The sequence below is a fragment of the Desulfofundulus luciae genome (assembly GCF_030813795.1).
In the GTDB taxonomy this organism is placed as follows: domain Bacteria; phylum Bacillota; class Desulfotomaculia; order Desulfotomaculales; family Desulfovirgulaceae; genus Desulfofundulus; species Desulfofundulus luciae.
In genome coordinates, this window is record NZ_JAUSUX010000001.1 from 205954 (window position 1) to 228192 (window position 22239).

A 22239-nucleotide genomic window follows, 5' to 3' on the forward strand; every position below is an offset into this window, starting at 1 on the left:
CGGGGGGAGCGTCATGCAAAGCGAGCCCAATTTCTTTTTGAAACAACTAAATATTCTTTCCAATGGCTTAAAAAGAAGAAAAATAATAATTGGAATATCGGCAATTGTTATCCTTGCGGTGGCAGGTTTTTATGTTCTGGGAGGAGCCAGAAAAGCAGAGGGCAATTACATTACCGAAACAGTTAAGAGGGGTATCATCACCAGTACTATTTCGGCCAGCGGCATAGTGGAGCCGGTAAATACTGTTTCGTTAAGTTTCAAAAACGCGGAAGTAATTAAGAAAATATACGTAAAAGTAGGCGATCGCGTTGCTGCAGGGCAGCTGCTGGCCGAACAGGATACTGCCAATCTGGAGGCACAGGTAAGCCAGGCTTCGGCAAATTTGAAGGGAGCGACCGCCAAACTGGAACTCTTAAAGAAAGGCGCGAGGCCGGAAGAAATAGCCCAGGCCGAGGCAAACGTCAGGATGGCCCGGGCGAGCTACGACCTGGCAAAATCCAGCCTGGAGCGGTATCAACAGTTTTATCAGGAAGGATACATTTCACAAGCCGACCTTGACAAGGTAATTTCCGACTATGCCACCGCGGAGGCTAAATTAAAGCAGGCTGAGGAATCCTTGAAGCTGCTCCGGGCGGGTAATCGCCCGGAAGACATAGCGGTGGCCGCTGCCCAGGTGGAAATCAGCAGGGCGCAGCTTCAGTTGGCCAGAAAAGATCTGGCGGAAGCAAAATTGTTCAGCCCTATAGACGGCATTGTAAGCCAAATAAACGGTTCGGAAGGCCAGCGGGCTGCGGCTAACAACAACAATACCAGTGGAGGCGGGTTCATTACTATTATTTCGGAAGCCCTGCAGGTCAAGGCCCAGGTTAACGAAGCTGACATTGGCAGGCTGAAGGTTGGACAAAGGGCAGAGTTTACGGTTAACTCCTTCCCCAATAAAACCTTCACCGGCAGGGTGAGCAGCATCTCCCCCCAGGCGTACACGGAATCAAACGTGCAGCTCTATGATGCGGTTATCCAGCTGGACAAAAACCAGCAGGGATTAATGGCTGGAATGCCAGCAAACGTGAACATAATTGTTGACAGGCACGAGAACACCCTCACCATACCGAAAGGCGCCGTTGCTTACGCTGTCAGTTACCTGAATAAAATGAGACAGGGGGGTACCTTGAAACGGGAATCGTCCGGCTGGTTCGGCAGCGGCCGACCGAACAGTTTCCAGACCGTCGGTAGTGCCGGTTCCGGTCGCGGCGGCGGCAGCGGCAATGCAGCAGGGACATCCGGGCCGGCAAAAGGAAATGAGCAGGGACAGCAGGCTGTCGTCCTTGTCCTGGACAAATCCGGCAAACCCGCGCCCCGGCGGGTGGTGTTGGGGCTGGCGGACCTCACAAGCCATGAAGTTCTGGAGGGTCTTGATGAAGGGGACAGGGTGGTGGTAGGATCCCTGGGCCAGGAAACTACCGGTGTACGCAGTCAGGGCAACAACCCGCCGTTTATGCCCGGCGCCGGAGGCGGCGGTATGCCTCGCGCTGGAGGCGGTGGAATTCGCTGACCGGGGCGGCCGGTTTGACTCGCAAGCGAGCCCGAATCCTTATTTGACAAACGATAGGGGGTAAGCGAAAGGTTTCGCCGCGACATAACAGGTGATTTCACTGAAAGGTTACAGAAAAACAGCTTCGGGTGGTGATGCGGTATGGCCGGGAAAACGGCGATCGTGCTGGAAAACATCAAAAAAGTATACAACATGGGGGAAACCCAGATCTTCGCCTTGAAGGGTATCAGCCTGACCATCCGGGAAGGTGAAATGGTTGCCATCATGGGTCCTTCCGGTTCGGGCAAGAGCACCCTCCTCAACATTATGGGCTGCCTGGACAGGCCTACCGGGGGAACCTATTACCTGGGCGGCGAGGATGTTTCCCGGCTGAACAGAAACCAGTTGGCCCTTATCCGCAACAAAAGGATTGGCTTTGTTTTTCAGAGTTTCAACCTGCTGGGAAGGTTCCCCGTACTGGCCAATGTTCAATTACCGCTTGTATATGCCGGGGTGGGAAAAAAAGAAATGGCGGACAGGGCAAGGGAGGCCCTGGACTGGGTCGGGATGTTAAAATATGCAGATCACTATCCCGGTCAATTGTCGGGGGGCCAGCAGCAAAGAGTCGCCATAGCCCGGGCCCTGGTAAACAACCCTTCCTTAATCCTGGCGGACGAGCCTACGGGTGCCCTTGATTCAAGAACAAGCATAGAAATTATTTCGGTAATTCAGAGATTGAATATCGAAAAAGGCATCACTGTGGTGATGGTTACCCATGAGAAAGACATCGCCCTCTACTGCCGCCGCCTGATTAATGTGAAGGACGGCCGTATTCTGGGCGATACCCCGGTGGCAAACCCGGGGAACGCCGCCGAGGATCTGGCAGCCATTCCGGAAGAAAGGGAGATGGATGCTTGAACTTTATTCATAATTTGGAAGTGGCCATGAACGGCTTGAAAGCAAATAAGATGAGATCTTTTCTGACAATGCTCGGCATCATCATTGGCGTCGCCGCAGTCATAATCATGATCTCCCTGGGGCAGGGCGCCAGTAAAAGGATTGCCGGCCAGATTGCCAGCATGGGATCAAACCTGCTTATAGTCTTCCCCGGGGCCGGGCAGGGACCTGTACGCGGGGCATCGGGCAGCGTCAACACCCTCACCCTGGAAGACGCAGAAGCCATAGCCGGGCTGAGTATGGTGGCCCATGTGGCACCGGAGTTGCCCACCAACGCCACCCTGAGTTATGCCAGCCAGACCTGGACCGCCCGGGTTGTCGGCACCACCCCGGAAATGCAGGTGATAAAAGATTGGCCTGTGAGCGCAGGGTCGTTTTTTACCGGAGATGACATAAGAAGTGCTGCCATGGTGGCGGTTCTGGGCAAAACGGTGGTTGACAACCTTTACCTGCCGGGCACCAATCCGGTGGGTTCAACGATCAGGATAAACAAATTACCCTTTACCGTCGTAGGGGTTCTTGCCCCCAAGGGCGCTTCCCTGATCGGTGAGGATCAGGATAACGTCGTGTACATACCGGTAAGTACGGCCCAGAAAAGGTTGATGGGTGTAAATTATGTTCGCCTGATCAATGTTCAGGCCGAAACTCCGGAAAGTATGGATTTAGTCCAGAGCAGCATAGAAAACCTGCTGCGGGAGAGGCATCACGTGGCCGGTACCAGCTCCGACGACTTTAATGTGCGCAATTTAACTTCCGTCCTTGAAACCGCTGAAAGCACCACTGCCGTTATGACCCTGCTCCTGGCCAGTGTGGCGGCCGTGTCCCTCCTGGTGGGCGGTATAGGAACCATGAATATTATGCTGGTTTCCGTTACGGAGAGGACAAGGGAGATTGGCCTGCGCATGGCCGTGGGAGCAACCGAAAGCAATATCCGCAACCAGTTCCTGGTGGAAGCCCTGGTTCTCTGCCTGATAGGGGGGGTTGCGGGAATTCTCGTCGGGATCGCCGGGTCCAAAATAATCTCAAAAGCTTTCGGGTGGCCGACGTTTGTTACAGTGTATTCTGTCTTATTATCCGCAGGTTTTTCGGCAGTTGTTGGGGTTTTCTTCGGGTATTACCCTGCCAAAAAGGCGGCAGGCCTGGATCCCATCGAAGCACTCCGCTTCGAGAGGTAGAACCACCCTTGTTTAAAATTACTTTGGCAAAGATGGGAGGTATGGTTTTGATAAAATGGATTTTGTCAATTTTGATGGCAGCTCTGGCCTTTTTAAGCGTGCTGCAGCCTGCAATGGCCGGGGAGCCCGCCCGGCCCGAGCTTTCGTTGAACAAGGCCATAGAGATGGCTATCACACAAAACAAGGCGCTTAAAAAAGCCGAACTGGAAATAAAACGCACTGAAGCGCTGCGTGATGAAGCGGCGGACCAGCTTGACTTCACCCCCACCGGGGGCAGCGGTTACGACCCGCAGGTGGAAGCGGCGTGGGCTTCCCTGTTACAGGCGGACCTGACCTGGCGCATGTCCAAAAAAAGTTATGATGCCCGGCTCGACGGCATCACCCTGGCTGCATGCCAGCAGTACTGGAATGTATTAAAAGCCCAGGAAAATGTAAAGGTAAAGGAACTGGCCGTGGAGCTGGCCCGCCTGGAGCTGCAAAAATCCCAATCGGCGTACCGGCTGGGTTTGACCGGTAAGTTGAACCAGAGCAACGCGGCAGGCGGGACGGTGGCTTCCGTTAAGGGGCTGGAACAGGCCGGGACGGATGTCGCTAAAGCAGAAAGCGAACTGGCGGCAGCGCAAAATGAACTGGATAAAGCGTATGTAAAGCTGAATCAACTGGTGGGACTGCATCCCGGGGACCGGCCGGTTCTGGTTGATAAACTGGAGTTTTACCCGCTGCAGGTATCAGACCTGGACACCGAGGTGAACCGGGTGCTGGAAAGCAGCCCGTCCGTGTGGCTGGCTGAACAGGAGGTCACCCAAAAGAAATATACGGCCGACCTGTTGTGGGCCAGGGGGCAGTACACTCCCTACGATGCCCGACAGGCGGAAATGGAGCAGGCCGAAGTGGATGCCCGGAGCGTCAGAGATACCGTCGAAATGCAGGTGCGTGACCTGTACCACACCCTGAAAAGCCTGGAGGAATCTTACAAATCAGCGGAACAGGCGGCGGCTACGGCCGGGGAGGAGCTAAAGGAAAAACAAGTCATGTACCGGCTGGGCCTGGCAACCAGGGCTGATGTACTGGCGGCGGAGGTCAATCTGGCCGGGGCGAATTACACGCTTACAGATCTCGCCGCACAGTATGCCTACAACAAGATGGTGTTCCAGAAACCCTGGGCACCTGCGTACAGCGACACCGGCGGGTCGTCTCCCGGCGGCATGTGATTCCACTTTCCCTAAGCCTTATTGCGGCTGCAGCCGCGTGGCGGTGGGACTGGCGGAAAACGGGGGGTGTCCCCGGTTTTCCTTATCTTGATGTGAAATTAAGCAATATTTAAAAAAATCTTTTCAAATTTAACGGTTTTTGCAGCCCGAATTATTGCATTGACCTTTTTGAGGCTTTGACAAAATGTTTATTATATCACATGCTGGGTATGTGAAAAATCATACATTCACAATTTCTGGGGAAAGGGGCGGGGGTAATGGCTTCCGGGGATTTCCCGCGGGCAAAGCTGATGCTGGGAGCCCTGCTGGTGGTGCTGGCCATCTGGGCTTTCCAGCTTGTCTTTTTCCACCTCGCCTTCGGTCAAACGGAAAAAACCTTCGGCGAGAGGATGGAGAAGCTGATCCTGTCGGCCCGGCTGGTGGAGCTCACCTCCCGCAGTACCCTGCTGCCGGAAGAAGAAGCCCGGCTGCGGTCTTACGCCCGGCGCCTGGCGGAGTTGACCCGTACCCCCCGGGGCCGGGAACTCTCCCGCCGCCTGGCCGAAGCGGTGGATCGCTTCCTTTCCCGGCCTCCGGCCTTGCGGGCTCCGGCTCGTGCGGAACTGGCGGAACTGGCCCGGAAAAACGACGCCTTCCAGCGCCGCAGGCTTGAGGAGGAGGTTGCCCTTGCCGGGAGGGATTTCCGGCGCCTCTTCGGCGTGGTGGCGGCCACCAGCGGGGCTGCATTTTTGCTGAGCGGGGCCGTGGTGGGCCTGTTGTGGATATGGCTTTTGCGCCAGATGGAATTGAATCGCCTGGTGGTCAGGTGCACCCGCAACGCCGTGCTGGTGGGCGACCGGCATGGCAGGGTAGCCCTGGTTAACCCGGTTTTTGCCGGGCTGGCGGGGAAAGCACCCGGAGAACTTACCGGTCTTCCCCTGGAAGCTGCGGGGCCGACGGGGGCGCTTCTGGCCCGCCGCATCAAGAGGGGCGAGGAGGTGATCGGGCGGGAAGTGCTGTGGCAGACTGCCGACGGGTGCCCGAAGTGTTTTTCCGTGGACGTGATCCTCTTGAAGGACCGGGACAACCGGGTGCGGGGCGGCGTGGCCGTATTGAGGGATGTCACGGCCCAGTGGAGGGAGCGGCAAAAGGCCGAGCAGGAAAAAGCCGCCTTAAAAGAGATGGCCCGGCGTGATCCCCTCACCGGGCTGTTAAACCACGGGGCGCTGATGGAACACCTGGAGGTGCTGGTGGGAAAGGCGCTGAACGAAAACCGGCCCCTCGCCTTTTTGATGCTCGACCTGGACCACTTTAAAATCTACAACGATACCCTGGGCCACCCCGCCGGCGACAGGCTCCTGCGGGAATTTGCCCGGTTGCTGGAGAAGAACGTGCGCGCGCAGGACCTGGTGGCCAGGTACGGCGGCGACGAGTTTGCCGTGATTTTACCCGACACCGACGGGGCCGGCGCCTACCAGATTGCGGAACGGCTGCGCCGGGAAGTTGCCGCACACCCCTTTCCGGGGAGGGAGGTGCTGCCCGGGCGCTGCCTGACCGTTTCCATCGGGGTGGCCGACACCACCTGTGCGGGGACGAATTCCGCGGAGCTTTTAATTAAAGCCGCCGACGAGGCCCTTTACGTGGCCAAACTGGGTACCCGCAACCGGGTGGAGCTTTACCACAGCGCCCTCTCCGAGATCAAGCAGGCCATGCAGGGGGACCAGCGGGAAGCCCTGCTGGTGGCCGTACGCACAAACCTCCTCTTCCTCCATATGCGGGACCACTACACTTATCATCACTCCGAGCGGGTGGTCGGGTACGCGAAGATAATCGCCCGGGAGATGGGCCTCTCCCCTGACGAAACGCGGATGCTGCGCATTGGCGCCGTCCTCCACGACATAGGCAAGGTGTGCGTCCCCCCGGAGATTCTCACCAAAGAAGGACCCCTGACGCCGGAAGAGTGGGAGGAGGTGAAAAAACACCCGCAGCACGGGGTGGGGATTCTGGCGCCCTTTTCCCTTCCCGCGCCGGTAATCGAGATCGTGCTGCACCACCACGAGCGCTACGACGGTACGGGCTACCCGGCGGGCCTGAAAGGTGAAAAAATACCCCTTTTCGCCCGCATTGTCAGCGTGGCCGACGCCTTTGACGCCATGATTGTGGACCGGCCCTACCGCCGGGCCCTTTCCCTCCCGGCCGCCCTTGAGGAACTGCGGCGCTGCGGGAAATCCCAGTTCGACCCGGAAGTGGCCCGGCGGTTTGCCCGGGCAGTGGAGGAGGGAGCGCTGGAAGAGGGGCAACCGCTGCAAGCTGACAACCATGAAAAACAAGCAGAACCGGGAGGGATGAAGGGTGTTTAAAGGGCTGCGGGCACAGTTTTTAAGCGGCTTCGCCGTGGCCACCCTTTTTGCGGTGCTGGTTTGCGGGCTGGTCATTTACCTGGTGAACCAGAGCATGGCCGATTTAATAGAGGTGGAAACTGTCAACGAGAGGGCCCATCTGGCCTCAAAAGTTGCCGAGCTGGGTTACCAGAAGAGCGCTTCGGCGCGCGGCTACCTCCTTTACGGGACCCCTGCATATTACGAGCAGTGGGAGAACGCCACCGCCGAGCAGGCTAAAACGCTGGAGCACCTTTTGAGCATTACCCGCCGGGAAGAAAACAGGGTGCTGGTGAGGCAGATGCTCGAGGCCTGCCGCCGTTACGACGATTTCGTGCGGGAGCAGGTGATGACCCCGGCCCGGGCGGGGAACCGCGAGGCGGCGCTGAAAGCGGCCCGGGACCGGGGAAAGGACCTGGCGGACGAAATGTTTGCGGCCACAAAAAATTACCAGGCCAAGCGCGCCAACGAAATAGCCGCGCTGCAGGAGCGGGTGCTGGCCCGGGTTAAGCCCGCCCGGAGTGCAGCCGTTCTCTTCACCCTGGCCGGCCTGGTGGTGGGTGCGGGTATTTGCCTGTGGCTGGCCAGCCGGGCAGCGCGGGCGGCCGGCACGCTGGCCTCCGCCGCGGCGGCTGCCGCCGCGGGGGAACTGACCCGCAGGGTGGATGTGAGGCGCAGCGATGAGCTGGGCCGGCTGGCCGACGCTTTCAACCGGATGATCGAGCAGCTCCGTGCCCTGGTGGGGAAGGTGGCCGAAACGGCCGCCGAACTGGCCGCCCAGAGCCAGGAGCTGGCCGCCGGCACCGAACAGGTAAGTGCGGTCACCCAGAGCACGGCTGCCGCGGCTGCCCAGATTTCCGCCGGTGCCCGGGAAGCTGCCGCCAGCGGCGAGCGGGTGGCCGGCACAGCCGGGCAGGTGGAGGCAGCGGCCGCGGAAGGCATTAAGGCAGTGGAGGCCGCCACCGCGCAGGTAGAGGAGATTGCCCGCATTTTCCGGCAAAACAGCGAGCTGATGCGGGCGCTGGATGAGCGCTCGGCACAGATTGGGGCCATTACCGAAGCCATTGCCGGCATTGCCGACCAGACCAACCTGCTGGCCCTGAACGCCGCCATTGAGGCGGCCAGGGCCGGCGAGCACGGGCGCGGTTTTGCCGTGGTGGCCGAGGAGGTGCGCAAGCTGGCCGAAAGCAGCGCCAGGGCCGCCCGGGAGATAGACGGGCTGGTGCGGTCCATACAGCAGGATACCCGGCAGGCCGTCCAGGTAATGGAGGAGTCCGCAAGCGCCGTGCAGCAGGGAGCGGAATCGATGGAAAGCACGGGAAACAGGCTGCGCGAGATCCTGGCCCAGGTTACCGGGGTCCTGCAGGCCACCCGCGATATGGCCCGGATTGTCGAGCAGTTCAGCAAGAGCAGCCAGCAGCTCAGCGGCGCCGCCCAGGACACTGAAAACGCAGTCCAGCAGACATCCCAGTTGGCGCAGGAGCTGGCCAGGCGGGCGGAAGACCTGAATGTGGCGGTGAGTGTTTTTCGCCTGGCGTAAAGCCGCAGGAAAATATCGTGGAGCCGGGGACACCCCCGGTTTTCTTTTACAGAATTCCGGGCGGTAAGGCCCGCCGGCTGACGCGTGGCGATTTTCTTCAAGGTGCTTCCGAACGGGGAAGCACTAATTTTTTAAAAAATTGGCCAGGACATCAAGTATATCTATCGTCCGGACAACCCCCACGACCCTGCCTTCCCTGTTGAAAACGGGAATATGGTTTACCTGGTTGGTTAGAATAATGCGCGCTACTTCTTGAATAGGGGTGTTTTCGTCAACAAAAACCTTTACGACGGGCCGCATTACCTTTTTCACCTTTGTATTCTTTAGCCGCTCCCTTTCAATGCGCACAAAGAAGGTTCCCCAACTGTCTGCAGTCCATAGGTCTTCTTCTACGCCATAGGCGGCCAGGGCCTTCAAGATTGTTCTGGTAGTTAAAAAGCCCACTATGTTGCCGTGCTCATCCAGAACGATTAGAGTGCGGTAACCCCTGGGGACGGCGTTTCCAAACACCTCCAGGGCGTGCCTTAAACTGTCGTCGGCATTAACGGAGGCATAGTTGGAAATGGGCACCATAATATCTTTGGCCAGGCGTCCGGGCATTTTATTCCCCCCTCGTCTGATTGTTGATGGTAATAGAATAATAAATCTTTTTGATTAAACTTTTCAACAAACCGGGGCCGAATCGTTGTTTTTAAAGCCCGGCGCTGAATGAAAAAAAGGCGAAAATTTCACAAAGATTGGCGAACGTCTGCCCTTAAATAAATAATCACCTCCTCATCAGGCCACCCTAGTGGGGAGGAGGTGTTTTTATGCTCAAAACGCACAATCTTTATAACAGGGGAAAAGTTCGCGGCATCCTCAGCCTGTACTTTCCGCCACCGTTTAAAGTCTCCAGATTGACCACCCAGAATTTCCCCGAAAAGACCAGCAATACAATCCTGGGCAAAGCAAGGAACCCGGAGAATCCATAAACATTTTTTGTTACCTGATGCAGGAATCTGTTGCTTCGGTGAGAATAAATATACTCTGTGTTTTTAATAGGGCTGCCTTGTTCTGGTTAAGATAAACCTGGTATGTTCTGGCTTTAAACCAGGGGGCCCTATTTCTATTTTTTACTGGAGATGGCAAGTGCGTTTATGGCCATTCTAAGCGAGTTTTTGGGAGTGACGCTGGGGGTGATCCTGACCGCCCTCGGTCTGGATCTCTTCCTGGTGCCGAACAAAATTGCCGCCGGGGGGGTAAGCGGCCTGGCTACAGTCTTCCACTATCTGACCGGTGCCCCCGTGGGGATGACCATGCTGGCTTTAAACGTGCCCCTTTTTGCCCTGGGCATTTACCGCCTGGGGCTGAAGTTTGGTTTCCGCTCCCTTTACGGCACCATCAGCCTGTCCCTGGTGGTGGACGCGCTGGCTCCCCATCTCCCCGTGCCCACCCGCGATCCCCTGCTGGCCGGCATCTTTGGCGGGGTGCTCACCGGCCTGGGGCTGGGTCTGGTTTTTCGCTACCGGGGCACCACCGGCGGCACCGATCTGGCCGCCGCCATTTTGCGCACCTACACCGGCGCCAATGTGGGTCAGCTTCTTTTCCTGGTGGACGGCATGGTCGTGATGCTGGCCGGGTTTACCTTTCACTCCTGGGAGCTGGCCATGTACGCCCTGATCACCATTTTTGTTACCGCCTGGCTGATCGACCTGGTGCAGGAAGGGATTAGTTACACCAAGGCCTTCTTCATTATTTCCGAACGGACAGAAGAAATTGCCGCCGTGGTGCTGCGGGAATTAAACCGCGGGGCTACGGCTTTAAAGGGCCGGGGCATGTACACCCGTATGGAGCGGGACGTATTGCTGGTGGTGGTCAACCGCTCCGAGGTGACCCGCCTGAAAGATCTAATCTACCGGGTGGATCCCCAGGCCTTTGTCATCCTGGCCGATGTACATGAGGTGCTGGGGGAAGGGTTTAAGCAGTGGCAGGGCTCGTGAATGAGTAAATATATGGTTTTGTAATTAATACGCGTTTTAATACGCGTTATGGGGCATGGTGCACCGGTTTCAAGTGAGCACTCAGGCAACCCCGGGGGGTGGGAAGCCGGTGTACGTAAAGCGTGCCCGTAAAATTTTTCGTCCAGGGAGTGTTCAAGATGGATGGGGAAAAAATTAAAAGGCTGGAAGAGAAGGCCCGGGAAATCCGCCGGCACATTATCCGCATGACCGGTGCCGCCGGTTCGGGCCACCCCGGAGGGTCTTTGTCCAGTGCCGATATTGTAACCGCCCTCTACTTCGAGGTAATGCGCATTGACCCCAAAAATCCCCGCTGGCCCGGCCGGGACCGCTTTGTCCTTTCCAAGGGGCATGCCGCGCCGTTGCTCTATGCGGCTCTGGCGGAAAGGGGATTTTTCCCCGTGGAGGATCTCCTCACCCTGCGCCGCCTGGGCAGCCCCCTGCAGGGGCACCCGGACATGAAGAAATTGCCGGGAGTGGAGATGTCCACCGGCTCACTGGGCCAGGGGTTGGCCTGTGCCAACGGGATGGCCCTGGCGGCCAGGCTGGACGGCCGGGACTACCGCGTTTACGTTCTTTTGGGCGATGGGGAGATTCAAGAAGGCATGGTCTGGGAGGCGGCCATGGCGGCGGCCCACTACCGGCTGGACAACGTAACCGCCTTTCTGGACCACAATGGCCTGCAAATTGACGGGCCAGTTGCCAGGGTGATGTCCGTGGAGCCGGTGGCCGAGAAATGGCGCGCCTTTGGCTGGGACGTGCAGGTGATTGACGGCCACAACATGGAAGAAATTCTCCAGTCGGTGGAAAAGGCCCGGGCCGTGCGGGGCAAACCCCAGATGATTGTGGCCGAAACGGTGAAGGGCAAGGGGGTATCTTTTATGGAGAACATGGTGGAATGGCACGGCGTGGCCCCCAAACCCGATGAAGTGGAACGGGCCCTGGCCGAGCTGGCTTAAAAAAGGGGAGGTATTGAGCCATGAAAAAGATTGCCACCCGGGATGCCTACGGTGAGGCCCTGGTGGAGTTGGGGCGGGAAAACCCCGATGTGGTGGTGCTGGACGCGGACCTGGCCAAGTCCACCAAAACCATTGGGTTCGCCAAATACTTCCCGGAACGCTTTTTCGATATGGGCATAGCCGAGCAAAACATGATTGGTACGGCCGCCGGCCTGGCTGCCGCAGGAAAAATTCCCTTTTGCAGCACTTTTGCCATCTTTGCCACCGGCCGGGCCTTTGAGATAATTCGCAACAGCGTGGCCTACTCGCGGCTCAACGTCAAGATTGCCGCCAGTCACGCCGGCATCACCGTAGGGGAGGACGGCGGCTCCCACCAGTCGGTGGAGGACATCGCCCTGATGCGGTCCCTGCCCAACATGACCGTGTTCGTCCCCGCCGATGCGGTGGAAACCCGGGCGGCGGTGCGGGCGGCGGTGCAAATCCAGGGCCCGGTTTACATCCGCCTGGGGCGTCCGGGTGTGCCCGTGCTGCACGGGGACGATTTTCATTTCGAGCCTGGCCGGGCGGTAACCATGCGGGAAGGCAATGACGCCACCATTATTGCCACCGGGATTATGGTGGCCACCGCCCTGGAAGCCGCCGGCCTGCTGGAGCAGGAGGGTATCCGGGTGCGGGTGGTCAACATGCATACCATCAAGCCGCTGGATGAGGAGGCGGTGATTGCAGCCGCCCGCGAGACGGGGGTCATCGTTACCGCCGAGGAGCATTCCGTCATCGGCGGCCTGGGCGGGGCGGTGGCGGAAACCGTCTGTGCCCGCCATCCCGTGCCCGTCTACCGGGTGGGCGTCCCCGATGTTTTTGGCGAATCGGGCAAGCCCGGGGAGTTGCTGGAAAAATACGGCCTGACTGCCGCGCACCTGGCGGCCAGGGTGCGGGAAGCAGTAAAAAGGAAAGGCAACAAGTAAAATATTACATTTTATACAACCCCTCTCTTTCCGGGAGGGGTTGTCTGCTTTTTTCTGGTTTTTTAAGAGGATTTCTGGAGAGATTGTCGAAGTGTATACGAAAAAGCTTGTGCAGCATGGTTTTTGACGTAACTGAGGTGGGATGATGATCCGTTTTTACGGTGTGACCAAAATCTACCCCAACGGGGTTAAAGCCCTGGATAATGTGAACCTGCATATAAAAAAGGGTGAGTTTCTTTTTCTCATAGGTCCCAGCGGGGCGGGAAAATCCACCCTGACCAAGCTGATTTTCCGGGAAGAACTGCCCACCCGGGGGCAGGTCCTGTTTAACGGCAGGAACGTGGCCCGCCTGCGGTCCCGGGAGGTACCCTACCTGCGCCGTAAGATCGGGATGGTTTTTCAGGATTTCCGTTTGCTGCCCCAAAAGACGGTTTTTGAGAACGTAGCCTTTGCCCTGGAGGTAACCGGGGCCTCCTCCCGGGAGATTAAAAGGCGTGTCCCGGAGGCGCTCAAACTGGTGGGCCTTGAGGGTAAGGCCGGCGTGCTGCCGGCGCAGCTTTCCGGAGGGGAGCAGCAGCGGGTGGGTATTGCCCGGGCCATTGTGAACAACCCCGTACTGCTCATTGCCGACGAGCCAACCGGCAACCTGGATCCGGAAACTTCATGGGGGTTGATGGAGTTATTCCAAAAAATAAACAATAATGGAACCACTATCCTAATGGTTACCCACGCCCGGGATATTGTGGATGCCATGAAAAAACGGGTGGTGGCCCTGGAATCCGGGCGCATTGTGCGGGACGAGGAAGGCGGGGGGTACCGCAATGAGGATTAGAACCCTCGTCTACTATTTCCGGGAGGCCTTTTTATCCATTTTTAGGAATAGCTGGCTGTCTCTGGCCGCGGTGGGTACAGTGACCATATCCCTGCTTATTTTGGGCTGTTCCCTGCTGCTGGTGGTGAACACGAACCAGCTTGCAGATCACCTGGAATCCAGCCTGGAAATCAGCGCTTTTTTAAAGGACGGCCTTAAAGACGAGGAAATCCGGGAGTTAAACGATAAAATCCGTTTCCTCCCCGGCGTGGTACAGGTGCAGTTAATTTCCAAAGAGCAGGCCCTGGAGGAATTGCGCCGCAGCTTCGGCTCGCGCAAGGAGATTTTGGACGGCCTGGAGGGGGATAATCCCCTGCCCGACACCTTCCGGATCAAAACCCGGCGGGCAGATCAGGTGGTGGAAGTGGCCCAGAAGGTTGCCTCCATGGCCGGGGTAGAGAATGTGCGCTATGGCCAGGGCGTGGTGGAGAAGCTGGTGGTGGTGACGCACTGGGTGCGGGTGGCCGGAATAGGAGCCATGCTCCTGGTGGGTGCGGCGGCGGTATTCTTAATTTCCACTACCATTCGCCTGTCGGTGTTTGCCCGCCGGCGGGAAATCGGGATTATGAAGTACCTGGGGGCCACCAACTGGTTTGTGCGTTTTCCCTTTTTAATTGAGGGGATGGTCCTGGGACTGCTGGGGTCTTTGCTGGCGGCCGTTCTGGTTTACACCGGGTATTTGTCGCTGGTGGAACATCTGGCCCGGGCCATGCCCTTCATCCCCCTGGTTTCCGACGGGCAGGTCCTGTTCAGCCTGCTGGGGGGTCTGGTGGGGCTGGGGCTGTTTATCGGTGCCCTGGGCAGCACCATATCCATTCACCGGTTTTTAAATGTTTAGTTTTTTGGGGGGAGATGGTTTGAAAGGTCTTACCGGCAAGATCGTGGCCCTGGGGCTGGTTCTGGCCCTGTCCGGGGCCGGAATGGGCGTGGCTCAGGGGGCCAGCTTGCAGGAAAAGTTAAAGGAAACCAGGCAAAAGCTTTTCCAGGAGCAGCAAAAGGTGCGGGAATCAAAACAGGAAGTGCGCGGCTACGCCGACCGGGTGGCCGACTCGGAGCGGGCCATCGCTGCTGCGGAGCAGCGCATCCGGGAGCTGGATAAAAACCTGCAGGTGGCCCTGCGCGACGTAAACCGCGCCCGGCAGGAACTGGCCGAAGCCGAAGCGAAGCTTGAGGAGAGCCGCCGGGTGATGAAACAGCGCCTGCGGGATATCTATCAGTGGGGAGAAATTGATTACCTGGAAGTGCTCCTGGCCGCCCGGGATTTCAGCGACTTTATCAACCGTTACGAGCTATTAAAACGAGTGGTGGCCCGGGATGCGGCCATAGTGGACGATTTTTCGGCCCGGCGCCGGGAGGTGGCCGAAAAGAAGGCCCGCCTGGAGGAGCAACGGGACCGCATTGTGGCCTTGATCAGGCAGCAGCAGGCGGCCCGGCAGCAGTTGGTGGAGCAGCAGAGGCAGCAAAAGATACTGCTGGCCCAGGCGCAGCAGGAATTGAGCCGGCATGAGGAAGAGGCGGAAAGGTTAAAGGCCCAGGAGCAGGAAATTTTGCGGCAGATCGCCCTGGAAAGGGCCCGCAGCCATCCCTCGGCGCGCCGGGGCAGCGGTGTGATGACCTGGCCGGTGCCCGGTTACTCGTCCATTTCCTCGGGGTTTGGCTCCCGCCGCCACCCCATTCTGGGTTATGTGCGCTTGCATAACGGCATTGACATCCCGGCTCCCACGGGTACGCCGGTGGTTGCCGCCGAGGAAGGAACGGTCATTTACGTTGGCTACATGAGCGGCTACGGCAATATGGTCATGCTGGATCACGGCGGTGGGATAACCACCCTTTACGCCCACCTTTCGGCCCAACTGGTTTCTGTCGGCCAGGATGTGAAGAAAGGGCAAACCATTGCCCGGGTGGGCAGCACGGGAATGTCCACCGGTCCCCACCTGCATTTTACCGTGATGGTCAACGGTTCGCCGGTGGATCCCACGGGTTATTTGTAACTGTGATCCCTGCCGCGATTCCGGATATTCCGGAGCCGCGGTTTATTGTTTTTTCCCGGGTTTGAACCATTCCGGTTCATTTGTCCGGCAACTGTTGTAATTGCCCCGGCGTTGTTGTAGTATAATACGTGTGTACAGGAAAGATAAGGCAGGTGGGTGTCAAGGTGGGCATGACAACTTATCACCGGACGAGGAACAGATGGATCCGCTGGCTGGCCGCCCTGAGTGTCGTGGTTTTTTTAATTATCGCGGCTTTTGGGAGTGTGCTGGCCAGTAACTATAAGCACCTGGGGACCCTGTTCCAGGTTATTAGCCTGGTACGTACCAGGTACCTGGAGCCCGTGAGTGCCACCACCCTGGTGGACGGGGCCATTCGCGGCCTGGTTGAGTCTTTAAACGATCCTTATTCGGTTTACCTGGACCCCGGGGAATATGCCCGCTTGCAGGAGCAAATCCGGGGCAGCTTTGGCGGCCTGGGCATTCTGGTGGGCATCAAAGAAGAACACCTGACGGTGATGCGTTCCTACCAGGGCACGCCGGCCTACCGAAAGGGGATCAAACAGGGGGATGTGATTATCCGCATTGACGGCCGGGATGCCCGGGGGATGGACCTGGATACGGCTGTGAGCCTGATGCGCGGGCCGGTGGGCACGGAGGTCAAACTGACCATTGCCCGCAAGGGAGTGCCTCAACCCTGGGATGTAAAGCTGGTCCGGGAGGAGATTAGCGTACCTACCGTGGAGGGCAGAATGATACCGGACAAAGGGATCGGTTATATTTCCCTGACCCAATTTACCGAAAAAACACCGGAAGAACTGGAGGCCACCATTTCCCGCTTGAAAAAAGAAGGAATGCGGGCGGTTCTCCTGGACTTGCGCAACAATCCGGGGGGTGAGCTGCGCTCGGCAGTAAAGGTGGCCAGCTATTTTATCCCCAGGGGGCCGGTGGTTTACATCCAGTACCGTTCGGGCCGGGAGGAAACATATACCTCCGAAGGCAAAAACCTAAACCTGCCTCTGGTGGTGCTTATTAACCGGGCCAGTGCCAGTGCCGCGGAGATTCTGGCCGGGGCCGTTAAAGACACCAGAGCAGGTATCCTGGTGGGGGAAAAAACCTTCGGCAAGGGCATTGTGCAAACGGTATTTGATCTGGACAACGGTGCCGGTCTGAAACTAACCACGGCCCGTTACCTGACCCCCTCGCGCCACGACATCCATAAAAAAGGGATTATGCCGGACGTGGTGGTGGAACAGGAGCCCCAGGCGGAAGTAGACCTGCAGCTGGAACGGGCCATTGAAATCCTGGAAAGCAAGATGACCAGAGCCGCCTGACGTGGAAAGAGTGGTGAAAAAATGTTCCCCTTTAGCCAGATATTGCCGGCCATTATTGCCACCCTTGCCACTGTGTTTTTCGACCCCCTGTTCTGGGTGGTGGTGCTGCTGGTGGCCCTGCAGTACCGGCGCATGGCCGCCGCCAGGAGGGAATTTTTCGGTCTGCCGGGTACTGGCGGGGTGTGGCGTGATACCCTGGCCGCCACGGGGTACGGTCTTCTGGGCGGCCTTCTGGGCAGTTTCCTCATGGTGCTTATCGGGCTTTCCCTTACAGGCTCCGGGTTAATTTATCTCTGGCCGGTGGCCATTTTATTAATGCTGATCAATGCCCGGTTTCTTTGTTTTGCCTATGCCGGGGGGGTGCTGTCGCTCAGCAACCTCATTTTCGGCTTTCCGGAAGTACACATCGCCCAGGTGCTGGCCCTGGTGGCTGTTTTACACCTGGTGGAAAGCGCGCTGATTCTGGCCAGCGGCCACCTGGGAGCCGTACCGGTTTATTTTAAATCGCCTGCAGGGCAGGTGATCGGTGGGTTTACTTTACAGCGTTTCTGGCCCATTCCCATTGTTGCCCTGGCTGTGGTCGGTCCGGCGGCGGTACAGCAGGGGGTGGCCATGCCCGATTGGTGGCCCCTGCTCAAACCGGGAGTTAACGGTGATGCGAAGGATCTGGTCTACGCCCTCATCCCGGTGGTGGCCGGGCTCGGTTACGGGGACCTGGCCATTTCCCGCAGTCCGGGAGAGAAGAGCCGCCTTTCGGCCCTTTTTCTGGGTGCATATAGCCTCTGCCTGCTTCTCCTGGCGGTACTTTCCCAATATGTTCATGGTATGGCTTTTCTGGCCGCCCTCTTTTCCCCCCTGGGTCACGAAATGGTCATCTATATCGGCAAAAAAGTGGAATTTTTGCGGCGCCCCCTCTTTGTACCCCCGCCCCGGGGGGTAGGGGTGCTGGACGTGGTACCGGACAGCCCGGCCTGGCGGGCGGGGATTCGCCCGGGTGATGTGGTGTTGTTCCTGAACCAGCACCAGGTAAATTCCCGCCCCGAACTGGAGATGGCTCTGGCCAACGTTTGGGGTCCGGTGGAGGTGCAGTTCCTGCACGGGCCGGAGCGGGCCTTTCACCGGGAGGTGGTCTTCCGGGCCCCGGGCCGGCCCTTTGGTTTTGTACCCGTACCTGACGGCAGTGAGGAAGCCGTCATGGACCTCTCCACCGCCGGCCCCCTGGGGCGCTGGTGGCAGGATTTCTGGCGGCGCATCAGGCGTTAATCTTTCTGCAGTACTGCCCTCGAAACCGGGTATAATTTGCCGTTGACACTCGCCGGAAGCCGGGGCTATAATCGTTTATGAAAAGGTGGTGTGGCGTATGTGTGAAGCAAACGCTTACCTGCGTAAGGACGGCAAAGAAGAACTCTTTTTAGAAAATGTGGACCGGGTGATCCCCCACGAGGACGGGATTTTGCTGGAGGACATCTTCGGGCGGCGCAAAATAGTGAAGGCCAAAATTGTGGAGCTGGCCCTGGTGGATCACCGCATTATTTTAGAGAAAGAAGAATAAGCAGCATGACAAAGGCTTAAAGCGAAAGGGGCAGTGAAACCTGCCCTTTTTCTTTAGTGGCGTAGCGAGCGGAGCGAACGGCGTATAAACAGGCATACAGTTATTTTTTCCGGGTTAGTCTTTAATGGCGGGGTGAGATAGTTGTTCTGGTTGCAGGAAAGCCTGTTCGGCGACCCCGGGTGGGATCTCTCCGGGATAAACGATATGGCCGTCCTGGAAGAAAAGGTCAAAACATGCAACCGCTGCGGCCTGCGGGCGGGCTGCCAGGGAGTGGTTTTTGGCGAGGGCAACCCCGCGGCCAAGGTGGTGCTCTGCGGAGAAGGGCCGGGGGCTGATGAAGATCGTTTGGGCCGGCCCTTTGTGGGAAAAGCCGGCCAATTGCTGGACAAGATTTTAGAGGCCTGCGGCTTCGGGCGTTTTGAGCATGTTTACATACTGAACACCGTAAAATGCCGGCCTCCCGGCAACCGGATACCCACCGAGGAGGAGCGGGCGGCCTGCCGTCCCAACCTGGAGGCCCAGTTGCGCATTTTACAGCCCCGGATCATGGTCCTGCTGGGAGCCACCGCCCTGCAGGCCGTCCTGGATCCCCGGGGGCGCATTACCCGGGACCGGGGGCGCTGGGTGGAAAAAAACGGGGTCTGGATCATGCCCACCTATCACCCGGCGGCCTTGCTGCGCAATCCCAACTTGAAAAGGGATACGTGGGAAGATTTCAAGCAGGTGGTGGCCAAGTACCGGGAGCTGATCGACCCCAACCACTACTCTCCCCACTGCTGAAATTGCCACGGCGCGACGAGGGACGGCCGTTACCTGTACGAAAAAACAAGGCCGGTCCGAAGTAAGCCGCGGTGTACCTCTTACGCGGAACATATGAGTGAGCGGGATAAAGCCGCAACTTAAGCGAGTTGGCTAACACTTAGCTAGTAGTTCTGACAGGTCCCGGCAGGTCCGGCGGCCAGGCGGTAACGCCCCTGCGCCGGGCCTGGATTAAAAGCGCGATGAATCTCCGCTCCGCAGTATTAATCTTGAAAATTACATAATCAACCATTTCATTGTCCACCAGGTGAAATTCCCTTAAGGCTTCCTGCCAGTCCCGGCGGGCCTCGTCAATGATCTCCACCAGGGTGGGCATCCGGCGCTGGCAAAACGAATCCATCCATCTTAAAAAGCTCCTGAGCAGTGATTTCCAGAGAACCAGCAGTTTATTCAAGTGGGACCACCTCCCATAACCTATGGTTATGAGCCTGTAGCCCCCTGTAGAAGGGCTTTTTTGTTGAACGCAAAAAACCCAATAATCAATTATATTTCCAGCGGCACATAAGCATAATACGCTTTAAGGATGCATTCCACGCGAGGCAATTTCGGATTCATCAAGAACTGGGGATATTTCAGATGGTAACTTACCTGGACTTTCACTGCAGGGGGCTTGAGAATGATGGGCCGGTACGCCGGGTGGAAGAGGGCCGGGCTGCCTGTTTTCCTGGCCGCCTTGCTGATGTTAACCGGATGTCCCGGGCGGGGTGAAGAGCAGCAAATAACCCCCCAGTTGCGGATTGCCGTTAGCCTGGCCGATATGCAGCGGGACGGCAACCAGATCATCAAGCAGGTGATGAACCGGCGCAGGCGTGAGGAAAAGGTGGTCATCACCTGGCTGGATGCGAAAAACGATCCCGTGCAGCAGGAAAAACAGTTGCAGCAGCTTGCCGGGCGGCGGGTTAAAGCCGTGGTACTTCAGGCGGTGGACCCGGCGGGTGCCCCCCGTCTTGTGCGGCAGCTCGTACAGAATAATATCAAGGTGGTGGCCCTGGAAACCCTGCCCACCAATACCCCGGTGGATGCCTACGTGGCCTCAGATCACGCCAGGGCGGGAGAGCTGCAGGCCCGGTTCATTGACGAGGCCCTGCGGCAGGCCGCCGGTATGCCTGCCGGGCCGGGAACTTCCTCCGGCGGCCAGGGCCGGGGGGGCGGCCAGGGCGATCAGGCCAGCGGCAGCCAGGGGCAGGGTGCCGCCCAGATGACCATGCCCGGCAGGCAGCTTCCTTCCAGACGACCCCTTAACGTAATGATCCTGGCCGGTGATCCCCGGGACAACGTTACCCGGGAAGTTATGGCCGCGGCCCGGAAAGCGCTGGAGGCCAACCCTCAGGTGCGGGTGGTGGAAGAGGCCCGGCAACCGGGAAATCAGCCGGCCATGGCCAGCCTTGCCGTGCAGCAGGCCCTGGCCAAGTTCAACAATAAAATTGATATTATTCTGGCCAGTGACAGTCGGCTGGCCATAGCCGCGGTGGAGGTCCTCAAAGCCGCGGGCTTAAACAACCGCGTGCTTACAGTGGGGGTGGGGGCCGATAGGGAGGCTTCCCGGGCCCTGCTGGCCGGGGAGCACGATGCGGAAGTGGACACCAGGCCCGATTTGCTGGGGCAGTACGCCCTGGACGCGGCGGTAGGCCTGGCCAAAACAGGGCACTGGCAGTACGACACCCGGGTGACCAGCGGCGATTACAGCATTCCGGCCCGTATTGTACCCGTGCGGTTGATTCAGTCCGCCAACGCTTATTTGCTGCAGGAGCGCTGGGGAAAAGAAGTAGTCCACAAGCAGGGCGGCACCCGGAGCCAGGGTGAAAGTCAAACTGGAGGAAGCGATCAGAGCGGGGGTTCCTCCGAACAGGATAGTCAACAGGCTCAGGGGGGCGACCAGGGCGGCCAGGCCGGTGGGGGTAAACAAAAGCCCCGCACCACTTTGCGCATTACCACCCGCGAGGGGAAAACGGTGGAGGTGCAGATACAGGGCGAGGTGGAGCGCATTGAAAGTATGGAGGGCGGCCGGGCCGGCCTCCAGCAGCAAATGCCCATGCCGGCTGGAGGAGCCGGCGGCGGTGGCGGCGGTCCCGGCGGAGGAGGCGCCGGCGGTGGAGGCGGTGGAGGCGGTATGTAAGCAAAGCGGCACTGCCTTTGAAAAAACTGGATAACAAAAGACCATCTCCCCGGGAAGAGGAGATGGTCTTTTTGCACCCGGACCGCAAAATATAGTATAATACTTCGTTACAGGGCAATCTGGTTATCTGGTTACTTAACGGGAGGAGAACCCCTTTTGAAAGTACGCATCAACGACTGCCTTCTGGGCGGAAAGCCGGCCTATGATGTTCAAATAATTGACGAAGGCGCCACGGTGCAGGATTACCTGGATGCCTTAAACGATTTTATCCGGGAACACTGTCCTCCCTGCAACGGCTGCACCGGATGCTGCTGGGAGCGGGTCCCCCTTACCTACCCCGATGTGGCTGCTTTCCTGCGGGACGGCCGGTTCGGGCGGCAGTTCCAGGGGCTGCCCGCGGCCCTGTCATCCTTCCTGCAGCAGTACGGTTACGTTTACGTAGAAGGGCCGGTGGTGGACATCAGCCTGGGGTTTAAATCCGACGGCTCCTGCATTTTCCTGGATACCCGGCGGGGCCGGTGCTCCATTTATCGCCTGCGCCCCATGGTCTGCCAGACCTACATCTGCCGCCGGGCCACCTGGCGGGCCAGGGAGCTCAGGGGCGTGGTGGTGAATGCCGGCATGGATGAACTGGTCCGGCGCTGGCTCCTGGAGGGCCGCCGCTGCGGCCGGCCGCCGGTGATCCACGAAGGCCGGCGGCCCCACCCCCGCCTGCGGGATTACCATCCCGGAGCTTTCAGCGGCAGGGAGCGTTTTGCAGAGGTCCGGTTGAAGAGTCTCTGCCCGCCCGGGCTGTGGCGGGAATTGTATTGTTTGCCTGGAACTGGCTCCAGCCCCATTGACAGGTAATTAAAAGGGGGATAGAAT

General features: G+C 58.4%; 20 protein-coding genes. 18 read left to right on the forward strand and 2 right to left on the reverse strand.

What is annotated here, in order from left to right:
• Window positions 1–118: 118 nt before the first annotated feature.
• The 6 genes from J2Z49_RS01005 to J2Z49_RS01030 all read left to right on the forward strand — a co-directional run bounded on the left by J2Z49_RS01005 (window position 119) and on the right by J2Z49_RS01030 (window position 8771).
• Window positions 119–1552: an HlyD family secretion protein gene (locus J2Z49_RS01005; RefSeq protein ID WP_307399019.1), complete on the forward strand. Its 1434-nt coding sequence runs from the start codon at window positions 119–121 to the stop codon at window positions 1550–1552.
• Between the two features lie 141 nt (window positions 1553–1693).
• The gene (locus J2Z49_RS01010; protein ID WP_307399022.1) at window positions 1694–2449 is read left to right on the forward strand and encodes an ABC transporter ATP-binding protein; all 756 of its coding nucleotides are present in this window, start codon (window positions 1694–1696) and stop codon (window positions 2447–2449) included.
• On the forward strand, window positions 2446–3663 hold the full coding sequence (locus J2Z49_RS01015) for an ABC transporter permease (RefSeq protein WP_307399024.1): 1218 nt from the start codon (window positions 2446–2448) through the stop codon (window positions 3661–3663). Before J2Z49_RS01010 ends, J2Z49_RS01015 begins: the two co-directional genes overlap by 4 nt.
• Before the next feature lie 47 nt (window positions 3664–3710).
• The gene (locus tag J2Z49_RS01020) at window positions 3711–4874 is read left to right on the forward strand and encodes a TolC family protein (protein WP_307399026.1); all 1164 of its coding nucleotides are present in this window, start codon (window positions 3711–3713) and stop codon (window positions 4872–4874) included.
• A 257-nt stretch (window positions 4875–5131) separates the two neighbouring features.
• Window positions 5132–7213 carry a diguanylate cyclase gene (locus J2Z49_RS01025; protein WP_307399027.1) on the forward strand — a complete coding sequence of 694 codons (2082 nt, stop codon included), beginning with the start codon at window positions 5132–5134 and terminating at the stop codon, window positions 7211–7213.
• Window positions 7206–8771: a methyl-accepting chemotaxis protein gene (locus J2Z49_RS01030; protein ID WP_307399028.1), complete on the forward strand. Its 1566-nt coding sequence runs from the start codon at window positions 7206–7208 to the stop codon at window positions 8769–8771. The genes J2Z49_RS01025 and J2Z49_RS01030 overlap by 8 nt, the downstream gene beginning before the upstream one ends.
• 123 nt (window positions 8772–8894) lie before the next feature.
• Here J2Z49_RS01030 and J2Z49_RS01035 read toward each other — a convergent pair whose 3' ends face one another.
• Window positions 8895–9371 (reverse strand): CBS domain-containing protein, encoded by a 477-nt coding sequence (locus J2Z49_RS01035; protein ID WP_307399029.1) that lies wholly within the window; start codon window positions 9369–9371, stop codon window positions 8895–8897.
• A 521-nt stretch (window positions 9372–9892) separates the two neighbouring features.
• On the opposite strand from J2Z49_RS01035, the gene J2Z49_RS01040 reads away from it, so the two are divergent.
• The 10 genes from J2Z49_RS01040 (at window position 9893) to J2Z49_RS01085 (ending at window position 19217) form a co-directional block, all read left to right on the forward strand.
• On the forward strand, window positions 9893–10750 hold the full coding sequence (locus J2Z49_RS01040; protein ID WP_307399031.1) for a YitT family protein: 858 nt from the start codon (window positions 9893–9895) through the stop codon (window positions 10748–10750).
• Window positions 10751–10908: 158 nt separating this feature from the next.
• Window positions 10909–11727 carry a transketolase gene (locus J2Z49_RS01045; protein ID WP_307399159.1) on the forward strand — a complete coding sequence of 273 codons (819 nt, stop codon included), beginning with the start codon at window positions 10909–10911 and terminating at the stop codon, window positions 11725–11727.
• 20 nt (window positions 11728–11747) lie between these two features.
• Window positions 11748–12692 carry a transketolase family protein gene (locus J2Z49_RS01050; RefSeq protein WP_307399033.1) on the forward strand — a complete coding sequence of 315 codons (945 nt, stop codon included), beginning with the start codon at window positions 11748–11750 and terminating at the stop codon, window positions 12690–12692.
• A 145-nt stretch (window positions 12693–12837) separates the two neighbouring features.
• The gene (gene ftsE, locus J2Z49_RS01055; protein WP_307399161.1) at window positions 12838–13524 is read left to right on the forward strand and encodes a cell division ATP-binding protein FtsE; all 687 of its coding nucleotides are present in this window, start codon (window positions 12838–12840) and stop codon (window positions 13522–13524) included.
• Window positions 13514–14401 (forward strand): permease-like cell division protein FtsX, encoded by an 888-nt coding sequence (ftsX, locus tag J2Z49_RS01060; protein WP_307399035.1) that lies wholly within the window; start codon window positions 13514–13516, stop codon window positions 14399–14401. Before ftsE ends, ftsX begins: the two co-directional genes overlap by 11 nt.
• Window positions 14394–15554, forward strand: a complete 1161-nt coding sequence (locus tag J2Z49_RS01065) for a murein hydrolase activator EnvC family protein (RefSeq protein WP_307399037.1) — start codon at window positions 14394–14396, stop codon at window positions 15552–15554. The genes ftsX and J2Z49_RS01065 overlap by 8 nt, the downstream gene beginning before the upstream one ends.
• Window positions 15555–15724: 170 nt before the next feature.
• Entirely contained in the window at window positions 15725–16885 is a 1161-nt protein-coding gene (locus tag J2Z49_RS01070; protein ID WP_307399163.1) for a S41 family peptidase, read from the forward strand.
• A gap of 21 nt (window positions 16886–16906) precedes the next feature.
• Entirely contained in the window at window positions 16907–18148 is a 1242-nt protein-coding gene (locus tag J2Z49_RS01075; protein WP_307399039.1) for a PDZ domain-containing protein, read from the forward strand.
• Window positions 18149–18245: 97 nt separating this feature from the next.
• Entirely contained in the window at window positions 18246–18437 is a 192-nt protein-coding gene (locus J2Z49_RS01080) for a CooT family nickel-binding protein (protein WP_013824306.1), read from the forward strand.
• Between the two features lie 141 nt (window positions 18438–18578).
• Window positions 18579–19217 (forward strand): uracil-DNA glycosylase, encoded by a 639-nt coding sequence (locus J2Z49_RS01085; RefSeq protein ID WP_013824305.1) that lies wholly within the window; start codon window positions 18579–18581, stop codon window positions 19215–19217.
• Window positions 19218–19356: 139 nt separating this feature from the next.
• On the opposite strand, the gene J2Z49_RS01090 is transcribed toward J2Z49_RS01085, so the two are convergent.
• Window positions 19357–19650 (reverse strand): DUF2508 family protein, encoded by a 294-nt coding sequence (locus tag J2Z49_RS01090; protein ID WP_307399043.1) that lies wholly within the window; start codon window positions 19648–19650, stop codon window positions 19357–19359.
• Between the two features lie 222 nt (window positions 19651–19872).
• Here J2Z49_RS01090 and J2Z49_RS01095 point away from each other — a divergent pair, with 222 nt between their 5' ends.
• Window positions 19873–21372, forward strand: coding sequence for a sugar ABC transporter substrate-binding protein (locus tag J2Z49_RS01095; protein WP_307399045.1), 1500 nt, complete (start codon window positions 19873–19875; stop codon window positions 21370–21372).
• Between the two features lie 156 nt (window positions 21373–21528).
• Window positions 21529–22221: a YkgJ family cysteine cluster protein gene (locus tag J2Z49_RS01100; RefSeq protein WP_307399047.1), complete on the forward strand. Its 693-nt coding sequence runs from the start codon at window positions 21529–21531 to the stop codon at window positions 22219–22221.
• The last annotated feature ends 18 nt before the right edge of the window (window positions 22222–22239 follow it).

What these genes read in the sequence shown, in the direction of transcription:
- J2Z49_RS01025 (WP_307399027.1), top strand. Translation starts at nt 5,132, where the DNA reads ATGGCTTCCGGGGATTTCCCGCGGGCAAAGCTGATGCTGGGAGCCCTG.
- J2Z49_RS01035 (WP_307399029.1), bottom strand. Translation starts at nt 9,371, where the DNA reads ATGCCCGGACGCCTGGCCAAAGATATTATGGTGCCCATTTCCAACTAT.
- J2Z49_RS01070 (WP_307399163.1), top strand. Translation starts at nt 15,725, where the DNA reads ATGACAACTTATCACCGGACGAGGAACAGATGGATCCGCTGGCTGGCC.
- J2Z49_RS01095 (WP_307399045.1), top strand. Translation starts at nt 19,873, where the DNA reads ATGATGGGCCGGTACGCCGGGTGGAAGAGGGCCGGGCTGCCTGTTTTC.
- ftsX (WP_307399035.1), top strand. Translation starts at nt 13,514, where the DNA reads ATGAGGATTAGAACCCTCGTCTACTATTTCCGGGAGGCCTTTTTATCC.
- J2Z49_RS01010 (WP_307399022.1), top strand. Translation starts at nt 1,694, where the DNA reads ATGGCCGGGAAAACGGCGATCGTGCTGGAAAACATCAAAAAAGTATAC.
- J2Z49_RS01050 (WP_307399033.1), top strand. Translation starts at nt 11,748, where the DNA reads ATGAAAAAGATTGCCACCCGGGATGCCTACGGTGAGGCCCTGGTGGAG.
- J2Z49_RS01040 (WP_307399031.1), top strand. Translation starts at nt 9,893, where the DNA reads ATGGCAAGTGCGTTTATGGCCATTCTAAGCGAGTTTTTGGGAGTGACG.
- J2Z49_RS01065 (WP_307399037.1), top strand. Translation starts at nt 14,394, where the DNA reads ATGTTTAGTTTTTTGGGGGGAGATGGTTTGAAAGGTCTTACCGGCAAG.
- J2Z49_RS01075 (WP_307399039.1), top strand. Translation starts at nt 16,907, where the DNA reads ATGTTCCCCTTTAGCCAGATATTGCCGGCCATTATTGCCACCCTTGCC.
- J2Z49_RS01080 (WP_013824306.1), top strand. Translation starts at nt 18,246, where the DNA reads ATGTGTGAAGCAAACGCTTACCTGCGTAAGGACGGCAAAGAAGAACTC.
- ftsE (WP_307399161.1), top strand. Translation starts at nt 12,838, where the DNA reads ATGATCCGTTTTTACGGTGTGACCAAAATCTACCCCAACGGGGTTAAA.
- J2Z49_RS01045 (WP_307399159.1), top strand. Translation starts at nt 10,909, where the DNA reads ATGGATGGGGAAAAAATTAAAAGGCTGGAAGAGAAGGCCCGGGAAATC.